At 38.5% G+C, this 13,926-nt stretch carries 9 protein-coding genes; 8 read left to right on the forward strand and 1 reads right to left on the reverse strand.

The window, feature by feature from the left end:
* Positions 1 to 2: 2 nt before the first annotated feature.
* The 7 genes from thiS to ACFIKH_RS02500 all read left to right on the forward strand — a co-directional run bounded on the left by thiS (position 3) and on the right by ACFIKH_RS02500 (position 8,922).
* Positions 3 to 200, forward strand: a complete 198-nt coding sequence (gene thiS / locus ACFIKH_RS02470; RefSeq protein WP_273791115.1) for a sulfur carrier protein ThiS — start codon at positions 3 to 5, stop codon at positions 198 to 200.
* A gap of 4 nt (positions 201 to 204) precedes the next feature.
* Entirely contained in the window at positions 205 to 978 is a 774-nt protein-coding gene (locus tag ACFIKH_RS02475; protein WP_375625054.1) for a thiazole synthase, read from the forward strand.
* Entirely contained in the window at positions 975 to 1,580 is a 606-nt protein-coding gene (locus ACFIKH_RS02480; protein WP_375625055.1) for a thiamine phosphate synthase, read from the forward strand. Before ACFIKH_RS02475 ends, ACFIKH_RS02480 begins: the two co-directional genes overlap by 4 nt.
* Positions 1,571 to 2,329, forward strand: a complete 759-nt coding sequence (locus ACFIKH_RS02485) for a hydroxymethylpyrimidine/phosphomethylpyrimidine kinase (protein WP_375625187.1) — start codon at positions 1,571 to 1,573, stop codon at positions 2,327 to 2,329. Before ACFIKH_RS02480 ends, ACFIKH_RS02485 begins: the two co-directional genes overlap by 10 nt.
* Before the next feature lie 445 nt (positions 2,330 to 2,774).
* Positions 2,775 to 3,617, forward strand: coding sequence for a uracil-DNA glycosylase family protein (locus ACFIKH_RS02490; protein WP_273788417.1), 843 nt, complete (start codon positions 2,775 to 2,777; stop codon positions 3,615 to 3,617).
* A 69-nt stretch (positions 3,618 to 3,686) separates the two neighbouring features.
* The gene (gene pepN / locus ACFIKH_RS02495) at positions 3,687 to 6,314 is read left to right on the forward strand and encodes an aminopeptidase N (protein ID WP_375625056.1); all 2,628 of its coding nucleotides are present in this window, start codon (positions 3,687 to 3,689) and stop codon (positions 6,312 to 6,314) included.
* A 286-nt stretch (positions 6,315 to 6,600) separates the two neighbouring features.
* Positions 6,601 to 8,922 carry an ATP-binding protein gene (locus ACFIKH_RS02500; protein WP_375625819.1) on the forward strand — a complete coding sequence of 774 codons (2,322 nt, stop codon included), beginning with the start codon at positions 6,601 to 6,603 and terminating at the stop codon, positions 8,920 to 8,922.
* On the opposite strand, the gene ACFIKH_RS02505 is transcribed toward ACFIKH_RS02500, so the two are convergent.
* On the reverse strand, positions 8,919 to 9,443 hold the full coding sequence (locus ACFIKH_RS02505) for a methylated-DNA--[protein]-cysteine S-methyltransferase (RefSeq protein WP_375625817.1): 525 nt from the start codon (positions 9,441 to 9,443) through the stop codon (positions 8,919 to 8,921). The two genes, ACFIKH_RS02500 and ACFIKH_RS02505, sit on opposite strands and share 4 nt — an antisense overlap.
* A gap of 825 nt (positions 9,444 to 10,268) precedes the next feature.
* Here ACFIKH_RS02505 and carB point away from each other — a divergent pair.
* On the forward strand, positions 10,269 to 13,754 hold the full coding sequence (gene carB / locus ACFIKH_RS02510; protein WP_375670927.1) for a carbamoyl-phosphate synthase large subunit: 3,486 nt from the start codon (positions 10,269 to 10,271) through the stop codon (positions 13,752 to 13,754).
* Positions 13,755 to 13,926: the final 172 nt, after the last annotated feature.

Genomic DNA, 13,926 nt, shown 5'->3' on the forward strand with positions numbered 1-13,926 from the left:
GCATGCAAATATTTGTTAATGGTGAAACAGTCCAAACAGAAGTTATGACTCTCGGTCTCTTGCTTGAAGAATTGGGGTATGAAGGAAATTGGCTTGCAACTGCTGTTAACGCTGAAGTTGTTCCCATAGATGCACGAAGCCAATTTGTCTTGCATGAAGGAGATAAAATTGAAATTTTAAGCCCAATGCAAGGAGGCTAAAATTATGCTGAATCTTTATGGACGACAATTCTCTTCCCGTCTTCTATTAGGTACAGCGCAATATCCTTCACCAGCAATCCTTCGTGATGCTATTCATAAATCGAATACGGAAATTGTAACTGTTTCCTTGCGCCGTGAAACTGCAGGTGGAAAACAAGGTGGACAATTTTGGCAATTTCTTCAAGGACTTGGGGTAAAAGTGCTTCCTAATACTGCTGGTTGTTATACTGTTAAAGAGGCCGTAACCACAGCCCAATTAGCAAGAGATCTTTTTAAAACAGCTTGGATTAAACTCGAAATTATCGGTAATTCAGATACCTTACAGCCAAATATTTTTTCCTTAATCGAAGCAGCTCAAATTTTAAACAATGAAGGTTTCAAAATTTTTGCTTACACAACGGATGATCTCATTGTTGCTGAAAAACTTTTTGACATTGGTTGCCGTGTTATTATGCCTTGGTGTGCTCCTATTGGTTCTGCCAAAGGACCTCATAATACTGATGGATTGCGTTCTATCCGTGCTTACCTTCCGGATGCTACTCTTGTTATTGATGCCGGCATTGGACGCCCATCACATGCCGCCATTGCGATGGAACTCGGTTACGATGCAGTACTGCTTAATACCGCAGTTGCTAAAGCAGGTGATCCTGTCTTAATGGCTGAAGCATTTTCTAAAGCTGTTCAAGCAGGACGTATGGGATATAAAGCTGGCATGATCGAAGCACGCAATGTGGCAGTCCCTTCAACGCCAGTCATTGGAAAAGCAGTATTTTCATGAAACTGGATCCATTTTACCTCATCGTTGATAACGCTGATTGGGTTGAACGTTTGCTCCCTCTTGGCATCAAGCTCGTACAATTGCGTATGAAACATGAAAATCAACAAATAATCCGTCAACATATCAAGCGCGCAAAAAACATATGCAATAAATTGGGAGCACAATTAATTATTAATGATCATTGGGAAATAGCAATTGATGAAAAGTGCAATTTTATTCATCTGGGACAAGAAGATCTAAGCAATGCTGATCTTCACGCAATTCGTAAAAGTGGTATAAAAGTTGGTCTTAGTACACACGATGAACATGAATTGGATATCGCACTCTCTGTTAATCCTGAATATATTGCACTTGGTCCTATTTATCCGACAATCTTAAAAAAAATGAAATGGATGCCGCAAGGACTAGAAAAAATCAAACAATGGAGAAAGCGGATTGGTGCTTTACCTTTGGTGGGCATTGGTGGTTTAACACCAGAACGCGCAGTTGGTGTTTTAAAAGCGGGAGCAAATAGTGCTGCTGTTGTGACTGATATTATCCTCCATAAAAAACCTGAAGAGCGTGTCCAACAGTGGATAAAAGTGACACAAATATGGCGTTGATACCTTCCATTCTTATTGTTGCAGGCACAGATCCAACAGGAGGTGCCGGTATTGTTCGTGATATAGAAACCGCTGCACATTTTCAAATAAAAGCAAATTTAGCAATCACTTGTGTTAACGTACAAGATGATAATCGCGTTGCCGAAATCATTCCAATGCGTGAAGACCTCGTCGCTGCGCAAATGCGTGCTGCCCTAGAAGCAAATCCAATAAGCGCAATAAAAATCGGTATGATGGGGACAAAAGCAATTATAGAAGCAATCTGTAACGTACTCAAAGACTATCCCCATATCCCAGTTATTTTGGACCCCGTACTTGTCGCTTCATCAGGAGGAAAACTAACAACGGAAACAATCATCGACACGATGATCGATAAACTGCTTTCTCATGTTACTCTTTTAACACCGAATAGAGAAGAACTTGCTCTTCTTAGCCAAAGTCCATTGGCATCTTATGATGAGCAAGCAATACAACAAGCAAAAAAACTTTTGTCATTGGGAGCTCAATCTATTTTAGTAAAAGGGGGACATGCAGAGGGTCCTCTTGCAATTGATAGCTTCTTTGACAAAACTGAAGTCATAAATATTTCTACGCCACGTTTAAAAGGAACAATGCGAGGAACAGGTTGCATTCTCTCAAGCGCTATTGCTGCGCATTTGGCGTTAAATGAATCTATGACTGAAGCGGTAAAAAAAGCAAAAGCATATACCCACACATTACTTTTAAACCATTGTAAAAACAGTTTGTAAAGTCTTAGTATTTTTTCATATAAAAGTAATATTTATATATCTCATTAATATATTTAATATTTTTAATAAAAATTATTAAAAATAATATAATAATAAAAAAATATACTTAATTTTATAAATAAAATACTATAAAAGTAACTTTCATTAATTATTAAATATAGAATATAATGATCAAAAATGTTATCATACCACTTGCATTCAGTAGAGAATTCTTTTATTATAAAGAACTTAGTCTGTTTAAAAATTTAAAATAGCGTAATTTAAACAAATTGTACATTTAAAGATGTATATAATCGCGAACACTCGCATTTTACGATTTGCCTTTTTTGTGAAAAGAGAGAATCCTATCAGCGTTCTTGTACATTAATGGCTAGCGAATACATTTATAAAACTTGAAGGATAATTTTGTTTGATCTATAGTTGCTAGATCATTAGAAAAAATAAAATGTTAAATCAAACGCCGTGCTCAATTTCCTATGAAGAACTCTTAAACTTTTATAAAGAAAGTGGTGCGGATGCTGTTCTGACAGATTTCCCTATTAATCGTTTTAAGCAGTCTGCTTGTTCAGAGAGCAAATTAATATCTGTCGTGAACATTTCTCATAATCAACAAACATCTCCCAAAACATCTCCCACCGTAAAATCAGATCATCGTCCGCTGCATAACTCTAGGGGGGCTATACAAAATGAACCCACAGCTATAGAGAGTGCAAACAATGCAAAAACACTTGATGAATTAAAATCTGCTCTCCTTGCATTTAATGGCTGTTCACTAAAATTGACAGCAAAAAATACCTGCTTTTCAGATGGAACAGCAGGAAGCCCCCTGATGCTTATAGGCGAAGCACCAGGACGAGAAGAGGATATACAAGGAATTCCTTTTGTGGGAAAAGCAGGAATGTTGCTTAATAAAATCCTCGCATCAATTGGCTTAACAAGGAATAATGTTTACATTGCCAACACTATTCCTTGGCGTCCACCAGGAAATCGTACACCAACACCAAGAGAAGTCGCCTTGTGCCGCCCTTTTATTGAACGGCACATTTATCTAGCGCGTCCTCGTGTACTTATAGCACTGGGAGGCATTGCTGCACAGCTCCTTACGGGATCTCAAAATGGGATTATCCGAACACGAGGGAAATGGCATATTTATGAAAGTGAGGATAATATAAAAATACCTGTTATGCCAACTTTCCACCCTGCCTACCTTCTCCGAACCCCTAGTCAAAAAAAACTTACATGGATAGACTTCTTAGAAGTAAAAAATCGCCTCGATAGCCTTTTGTAATTCTTTAATCTTCTTTGACTCTAAAATTAAAAACCTTCTTTAACTCTTAAAATATGAATGGGAAAAACTATGGAACAGCCAACAACACCTATTTATCGTTTGGAAGACTACCAGCCAACCCCTTACGTTATTCCTAAAACACAACTTTCCTTCCAATTGGCACCAACAAAAACCTATGTTACAGCCATATTGTCTATTGAGTCCCGTCACAATACAAAAGAATTAACACCTCTTGTTCTTTCTGGTGATGATCTTACTTTAATTTCCGTTTCTATTAATGATGAGACATTAGCCCCAAACACTTATAAAGTGACGCCTTCACGTTTAGAAATTACAACGCCACCAGCAGCTCCTTTTACATTGAAATTGGTTACGGAACTGAATCCTGAAAGCAACCGCCAACTTATGGGCCTTTATCTTTCAAATGGTGTTTATTGCACACAATGCGAATCGGAAGGTTTTCGTCGTATTACTTATTTTTACGACCGCCCAGATGTTCTTTCTACCTATAGAGTGAAAATTGAGGCAGATTCCCAAACAATCCCAATCTTGCTTTCAAATGGTAATCTGGTGGAAACAGGAACTTTAGAGAATAATCGCCATTTTGCCATTTGGGAAGATCCTTATCCCAAACCATCCTATCTCTTTGCTTTAGTAGGTGGAGATCTTGATAAGTTAGAAGATCATTTTACAACTGTATCTGGACGACGTATCGAGCTTGGTATCTATGTGGAAAAAGGAAAAACCAAACGCGCAACCTATGCAATGGATGCTCTTAAACGTTCCATGCGTTGGGATGAACAATGTTTTGGGCGCGAATATGATCTTGATATTTTCAATATTGTTGCAGTGTCCGACTTTAACATGGGAGCAATGGAAAACAAGGGACTTAACGTTTTTAATGATAAATATGTTCTGGCAGATCCTGAAACAGCAACCGATCAGGATTATAGAAATGTTGAACGTGTCATTGCACATGAATATTTCCATAATTGGAGCGGTAATCGTATTACCTGTCGCGATTGGTTTCAACTCTGTTTAAAAGAAGGATTCACTGTTTATCGTGATCAGGAATTTTCATCAGATCAAAATGTACGCAGCCTACAACGAATTGAAAATGTAAAAGCATTAAAAGCGACGCAATTTGCAGAAGATGCAGGACCTCTTGCGCATCCTGTACGTCCTCGTCAATATAGCCAAATTAATAATTTTTACACCACAACTGTTTATGAAAAAGGTGCCGAAGTTGTTCGCATGATACGGACTATTTTAGGACCCTCTCTATTTCGTAAAGGTACTGATCTTTATTTTCAACGTCATGATGGACAAGCTTGTACAATTGAAGATTTTATCGCCTGTTTTGCTGAAGTATCTGGTCAAGACTTTTCCCAATTCATGTTGTGGTATGAACAAGCTGGAACACCAAATGTAGAAATCGATAGTCATTATAGCGATGGTGTTTTAACAATTCATGCAAAGCAACATATTCCGGCAACCCCACAACAAAATACAAAAAAGCCCATGCTTATCCCTATATTATTTGGCTTGTTAGGACCTAATGGAGAAAACCTCACCTATGAAGCGGATACAGATATTCAATCAAACGTTATGCTTTTATCCAAGGAAAACCAAACGTTTACATTAAAGGGTCTGCGTGAAAAACCTGTTTTATCACTGCTTAGAGACTTCTCTGCACCAATCAATCTACAAACTCCATTCAATGAAAGCGAACTTATTTTTCTTGCACAACATGATGACAATCACATCAATCGCTGGCAATCTCTTAATCATTTAATGACGCAAGCTTTGATTCAAAGCATTCAAGATGAAACAAAAGCAAAAGAGGGTATGCCCTCTGCTTTGATAAAATTGATTGAAGCTATCGTTACAGATGAAAGTCTTGAACCTGAGTTTCGTGCATTTTGTTTAAGTTTACCGAGCGAAGTTGAACTTGCCCACACACTTGGTAAAAATATTGATCCAGAGCGTATTCATCATGTGCGCAATCAGTTTTTAGCTTCGCTCGCGCATACACATCAAGGGCTCTTCACAAAATTTTATGGGCAAATGCAAACTAAAGAGCCCTATTCACCAAACACTGTACAAGCTGGAAAGCGAGCATTAAAGAATATAATACTGGATTATCTTTCCATTACTGAGGCCAATCCAAATCGTGCTGCCACACAATATGCAACAGCTGATAATATGACTGACCGTATGGCTAGTATCGCTGTTCTCGTGAAGCGTTTTAATGAAAGTGAGCAGGCGCAAAATGCCTTAAATGATTTTGAAAACCGCTATCACCATGATCCTTTGGTCATGGATAAATGGTTCTCCATTCAAGCAATGGTTGCAGGGGCATCAACGCTCGAGAATGTTCAAAAGCTCATGCAACACCCGCTCTTTTCAAAAGATAATCCCAATCGTGTGCGTTCCCTAATCGGTGTCTTTGCCTCTAACAATCTCACGGGCTTTAACAGGATGGATGGAGCGTCTTATCATTTTCTTTGCCAAATTATTTTGGAAATTGACAAAAAAAATCCACAGCTCGCTTCACGATTATTAACAACGATGCGCTCTTGGCGACAATTAGAACCCATTCGACAACAAAAACTTGAAACTGAATTAAAAATGATTGCTGCTGCACCAAAGTTATCAAGTGATGTCGCTGATATCATCAACCGTCTGCTCACTTGAAACGAAAAAATTATTTTAAATCAATATTCTATAATATTTTTTAAATAAATTCTACAGACTATTCGATCATCATTAAATCTATAAACAGGCAATCTAAGCCTGTTTATAGATCATGTTTAAAGTGCCTTTTCCTTTTCATATTCCAAATTCATAGAAGTAAAATTATTTTTTTTAAAAAAAAGACTGGACAGAAGACTCCTGTTTTGATTCATTGCACTCGATGGGGTTACTATGAATATCGAAGCAGTTTTTAAATCACATTATTCCATAATTAAAGGAACTGGAAATGGCTAAATTGGACGCATATCATGCGCCAACGGAGGTGTATGCTGATTCAAAATCGAGCGCTCCAAGTCATAAAGCGCAGAAAAAACGTATTCATCTGCTTTCTGGCTCTGCCTATCAAAAGCTTCTCTTTATTGAGCCTTGGTTGCGTCGCTCACTTCCATTTGTCATTGTAGCATTTCTTATTGTACTTGCATCAATTCGTTTTGTATCACTCTATGATTGGCGTAACACGATTGATAAAAACACGCGTTCTACCATCACTCTCTTAGCTTCTCATATTACCAATACAATTAATCATGACTTACTGGCTGTTTCTCAGAAAGGAAAAGTCTCTACCCTTTCTCATAGTCATTTACAAAATATCCTCACCACTTTTCGTAATCAAGAGCTTATTAATCCTAGCACTCTGATCGCCATTATTGATCAAAAGGGAAATGTCTTAGCTTCATCTAGTTCAGAGATTGCTTTAGGTAAACCTTTGCAAGATTTTATCTCTGACAGCATTGCTTTACAATCTCTTGGTCAGCACATTGGAATTATGAAAATCACAATAGGAAAAGATGCCCCTGCTCTTGCTTCATTTCACCAAACAGAAAATGGGCAATATGGCGTATTCATTAGCGAAAAGATGCAAGATAGCGCCATGGAATGGCGGAAAATTCTCTCGTTAAATATAACTCTGTTCATTGGAACTAGTGGCGTTATCCTCGCTCTTCTTTATGCTTATTACAACCAAATTGTACGAGCACGCAAAACGGATCTTGTTTCAGAAAAAATTCAAAACCGTATTGATATGGCAATGATGCGTGGACGCTGTGGACTATGGGATTGGAATATGGCAAGTGGACGCGTCTACTGGTCACGAGCAATGTACGAAATGCTCGGCTATATCCCTCAGGATGCATTGCTCTCAATTTCCCAAATTAGCGCCATTATCAATCCAAATGATGCGAATTTTTTTGATCTTGCTCAGGAATTAATGAGTGGTAAAAAAAAGCATATCGATATTAACGTTCCCATGCGTCATGCCGATGGCCATTATGTCTGGATGCGTATTCGTGCTGAAGTTACTGAAGAAGAAGAACCCCATTTGGTTGGTATTTCCTTCGATATTAGTGAACAGCAACAATTGGCTGAACAAACAGCGCAAGCCGACCTTCGTATCCGTGATGCGATTGAAAATATTTCAGAATCTTTCGTCTTGTGGGATGCTGAAGGACGTTTAGTCATGTCCAACAGCAAATTTTGCGAATATGCCGCTATTCCTAAACAAATTCTACAATCAGGTATCCAACGTGCAACCGTCGAAGCCATGGCACGCCCTGCACTCAGTGAATATCCCCTTAAAGATGATGGTACTGGTAACTTAACCAGTATTCGCCAAACGGCAGATGGTTGTTGGCTCAAAATTAACGAACGGCGAACCCAAGACGGAGGATTGGTTTGTATTGGTACTGACATTTCTGAGCTTAAACAACAACAGGAAAAATTTGAAGACAGTGAAAGGCGTCTTTTTTCTTTCATTCAAGAACTCAAACGTGCTCGAGGAAGTGCTCAACAACGTGCCTCAGAAGTTGAAAAACTTAATAAAAGTCTCAAGGCAGAAAAAGAGCGTGCTGAAAGTGCTAACAAAGCTAAATCAGAGTTTTTGGCTAATATGTCCCATGAATTGCGCACTCCACTTAACGCTATTCTAGGCTTTTCAGATATCATGTTACAATCGACTTTTGGTCCTCTTGGTTCACAACGCTATAAGGAATATATGCATGATATTTACAATTCAGGAACCCATCTTCTAACCCTTATCAATGACATCCTTGATATGTCAAAAATTGAAGCTGGAAGATTTACGCTTGATTGTAAAAATACCGATCTTGAGCCCATCATTAGTGAAGCAGTACGGACATTAACGCCTCAAGCTCAAGAAAAAAATATTGTTGTTACAACAAACATTACGCCAGAACTTCATGCTGAAGTTGATGGTCGTGCTATGAAACAGATTTTCCTTAATCTCATCTCTAATGCCGTTAAATTTACGCCTTCTGGCGGAAATATTGATGTTTGCGCTTTCAAGAAAAAAAACAGCCTTATTTTTAAAATTACAGATACAGGTGTTGGTATTCCCCAATCAGCAATTAAAAAACTTGGGCAACCTTTTGAACAAGTTGAAAATCAGCTTACTAAATCTCACACGGGCTCAGGTCTTGGCTTAGCCATTTCACGCTCCTTGCTAGAACTCCACAAAGGAAAACTTGAAATTACCTCAAAAGAAATGAAAGGGACAACTGTAACGATTATAATGCCCATCACACAAAATTAAATTCCTCCATTTTGTTCTCGTTGTAGCAAAATCTGTTTCCGTTTGGATCCCCAACGATACCCTGAAATAAAACCATTTTTACGCACAACACGATGACAAGGAATGATAACAGCCAATTCGTTACGTGCACACGCATTAGCAACGGCACGAAAAGCGTTCGGTATACCAATACGGCACGCTAAGACTTCATATGAAATTGTTTCACCACATGGTATATCACATAATACTGCCCATACTTGTCGTTGAAAAACTGTACCATTTATATCTAAGGGAAAATTATATTTTTTGACCAACTTAGGTGTTTCTATCATGGCTATAATATGGGCAACTTCTCTCTTAAATGTATTGTCACCTACAACTTGTTGTGCATCACCAAAGCGTATCGTAAACCCCTGTAATAATTGCTCTATAGTGTCTCCTAACGCTATATAACAAATCCCTTTTTGAGACCTAGCCACCAAAAGCTTTCCTATTGATACATCTTTCAAACAGAATATTCTCGTTTGGGAAATGTTCAGCATTTTAGCCTTCTTTATATTTTTAAATATTTTAAAAAGTTTTGAACATCATCCATAAAGTAAAGAGAGAGTATTCACTATCTTTTAACAACAAACAAAATCATTCTGAAATTATCTCCTTAGCCATTGTATTAAAATACACTCTCGCCCTTTTATGAAATGGAAACATACATCGATTGACTTCCTTCCTACCCTAAAACGGAAACTTCAACCAGAAAAGATCTATCAACAATCTTGCTTTTTATCTAACAGATTCCAACTGAGACCATTTCATATGGTTTATTTCACAAGCTCTCTACAAACAAATCCTGCCCTGAATTCTATCATATACTCTAACAAAAAACACCTTAATGTGGTAAATTTTCATACCTTATATTAGAGCTCTAAACGGTAGTATTTTACGGATTAACAAGATAAACTTCCCATTTCATTTTACGAAATCTCATCGAACCATAAATAATAGCTTATGTTTTACAAGCAACAGAAAAAGCGCGCGTCCTCTTTAGGCAAACAACGTCATAAAACACAAAATATGCCGGCAATGGATTGGAAAGATGTTCCGGCTTTTTATTCTCCACAGTATGCTTAAATATTCTAATTTGTTGGAGCACTATTATTATTTTTTATCAAAGATCATACTTTTGATATACTGACGAGATGACTCAGCTCAAAAAAGAAATTTATCTTTAATTTTATGAAAAAAAGCATGGAAAAGGTATTTTAGTGCTTACTTTCTTTGTCACTTAACTTATAAAATGACTGTAGCCTCAGAACTGAAATATTTTACCCGCAACAATCGCGCACAGATATTTGTCATAGGAAAAAGCCATGCCCAAACGCACAGATATAAAATCTATTCTTATCATCGGAGCAGGACCTATTATCATTGGTCAGGCATGTGAATTTGATTATTCAGGCACTCAAGCCTGTAAAGCATTAAAAGAAGAAGGTTATCGAATTATTTTGGTAAACTCTAATCCTGCCACGATCATGACAGATCCAGATCTAGCTGATGCAACTTATATAGAGCCCATTACTCCTGAAATAGTTGCCAAAATTATTGCCCACGAACGTCCCGATGCCCTTTTGCCCACTATGGGAGGACAAACAGCTCTCAACACTGCTTTATCATTAAAGCGTATGGGTATTTTAGACCGCTATCATGTTGAAATGATAGGGGCCAATGCTGATGCTATTGATAAAGCTGAAGATCGTGCTTTATTCCGCCAAGCGATGGCAAAAATCGGTTTGGAAACGCCACGCTCTATGTTAGCCAATGCAACAGAACTAAAAGAAGAAAATCGCCGACAGCACGCAAAAACGCGTGCTGAACTTAAAGCAAAACTTTCTGGTGCTGCACTTGACAAAGCACTCGAAGAACTTGAGCGCAACTGGCGACATACCGAAACTGATCGCAAACAACATTATATCGCCCATGCAACAGCAAAAGCAGTTCAAGCTCTTGATATTATTGGACTTCCAGCTATTATTCGTCCTTCATTTACCCTTGGTGGAACCGGTGGTGGAATCGCTTATAACCGCTCTGAATTCTATGAAATTATTGAACGTGGGCTTGAAGCTTCACCAACAACAGAAGTTTTAATTGAAGAAAGTGTTTTAGGGTGGAAAGAATATGAGATGGAAGTTGTTCGTGATAAGAACGACAACTGTATCATCGTTTGTTCTATTGAAAACATTGATCCAATGGGGATTCATACCGGTGATTCGATCACTGTAGCACCTGCTCTCACCTTAACCGATAAAGAATATCAATGTATGCGTAATGCTTCGATTGCTGTTTTGCGCGAAATTGGTGTTGAAACGGGGGGATCCAATGTACAGTTTGCTGTCAATCCTGAAAATGGGCGCCTCATTGTTATTGAAATGAATCCGCGTGTTTCTCGCTCTTCAGCGCTTGCCTCAAAAGCAACGGGGTTTCCCATTGCCAAAGTAGCGGCCAAACTGGCTGTTGGTTATACTCTTGATGAATTAAAAAATGATATCACGGGTGGTGCAACACCAGCATCATTTGAACCTTCTATTGACTATATTGTAACAAAAATTCCTCGTTTTGCTTTCGAAAAATTTCCCGGTTCATCACCTGTCCTCACAACTGCGATGAAATCTGTAGGAGAAGTCATGGCAATTGGACGCACTTTTCAAGAATCGTTACAAAAAGCACTCCGTGGACTTGAAACAGGACTTACGGGTCTTGATGAAATTGTTATTCCAGAGCATGCTGAAGGTGATGAAAAAAGTTCTATACGCTCCGCCATTGCAATACCAAGCCCTGATCGTCTACGCTACATTGCTCAAGCCATGCGCACAGGCTTACCCTTAAATGAGATTCACCAAATTAGCAAAATTGATCCATGGTTTTTAGAACAAATAGCCTCCATCATTGAAATGGAGCAGCGTATCCGCGTTCATGGATTACCCCAAGACTCAGATAACTTACGTATGTTAAAAGCTATGGGATTTTCAGATGCGCGATTAGCCTCCCTTACTGGAAAAGAACCCGATTATATCGCAGCTTTACGCAAATCACTGAATGTTAAACACGTCTTCAAACGGATTGACACTTGTGCCGCTGAATTTTCTTCTCCTACAGCCTATATGTATTCAACATATGAAGTTCCCTTTGCAGGTGTAGAGCACTCGGAAGCACACGTTTCTGAACGCAAAAAAATTGCTATTTTAGGCGGTGGACCAAACCGCATTGGGCAAGGTATTGAATTTGATTACTGTTGCTGCCACGCTGCTTTTGCACTGCGTGATGCAGGCTTTGAAGCGATTATGATTAACTGTAATCCTGAAACAGTTTCAACCGACTATGATACCTCTGATCGTCTTTACTTTGAATCTTTAACAACAGAAGATGTTATCGCTATTTTAGAAGCAGAACAGGAAAAAGGAGATTTGGTTGGAGTCATCGTTCAATTTGGCGGACAAACACCCTTGAAATTGGCAAGCGCTCTAGAAAAACACAACATTCCTATCTTGGGTACTTCACCTGACGCTATCGACTTAGCAGAAGATAGAGATCGCTTTCAAAAACTATTATTTAAACTTAACTTAACACAACCTCAAAATGGTATTGCTCACTCCATCGAACAAGCACGCCTCATTGCCCACGAACTAGGCTTTCCATTGGTTGTACGTCCCTCTTATGTTTTAGGAGGACGTGCTATGCAAATTATCCGTGATGAACGTAGCTTACAAAATTATTTACTTGAGAGTGTCCCTGAATTAATTTCAGAAGATATCAAAGTCCGTTATCCTAACGACACAACAGGACAAATCAATATATTGCTTGGTAAAAATCCGCTTCTCTTTGATACCTATTTAACAGAAGCAATTGAAGTAGACGTTGATTGTCTATGTGATGGCAAAGAAACACTGATTGTTGGTATTATGGAACACATTGAAGAAGCTGGTATCCACTCTGGTGATTCAGCATGTTCTTTACCAGTCCGTACGCTCTCAAATAAAATAGTTACTGAATTAGAGCGCCAAACCAAAGCATTAGCACAAGCACTTCATGTTCGCGGCTTAATGAATGTACAATATGCTATAAAAGGTGATACCATTTATGTCTTAGAAGTCAATCCCCGTGCTTCACGTACTGTCCCATTTGTTGCAAAAACGATTGGTCGCCCTATTGCTAAAATGGCTGCACGTATTATGGCAGGAGAAACACTTCATGATGCTCTTCAAGCTTATGGTGGATTACCTTCTTTGCAGAAAAAACAACATATTGCCGTCAAGGAAGCAGTGTTTCCTTTTGCTCGTTTTTCAGGTGTTGATACACTTCTTGGTCCAGAAATGCGTTCAACCGGTGAAGTTATGGGACTTGACTATGAATTTTCGCTTGCTTTTGCTAAAGCCCAACTTGGAGCTGGTGTAAAACTCCCTAAAGAGGGAACTTTGTTCGTTTCTGTAAGAGATGAAGATAAAAAACGCATCTTAAATCCTGTAAAACGTTTAACTGAGCTTGGCTTTTCTGTTGTCGCCACAAGTGGAACACAAAAATTTCTCACAGAACACCACGTTGAAGCAACAAAAATCAACAAAGTTCTAGAGGGACACCCCCATATTGAAGATGCTATTCGTAATCGCCAAATTCAATTGATTTTTAATACAACTAGCACTGCCAGTGCCATCTCAGACTCAAAATCATTACGTTATGCAGCACTCATGCAAAATGTTCCCTATTATACAACAATAGCTGGAGCCGAAGCCGTCGTAGAAGCGATCAAAGTACTCAAAAAAAGGCGCCTTGAAGTACGTTCACTACAAAGTTATTTCAGTTGAATTTTCTCTACTCAGCAAAATGTACACTGTTTTCTTATTTTTTCTTTATATAAAATTTGATTAAGACTTGCTTTTTGTTCTAAAGACTTTTATAGAGGTTTCATCGAATTTTCGGTTACGTGACTTTCTTTCCTGTGCGATCTGCACTTTTGACGAAACTTCTCCCACCTAA

The organism is Bartonella sp. SD1336NMGDW, assembly GCF_042193565.1.
Classification (GTDB): Bacteria; Pseudomonadota; Alphaproteobacteria; order Rhizobiales; family Rhizobiaceae; genus Bartonella; species Bartonella grahamii.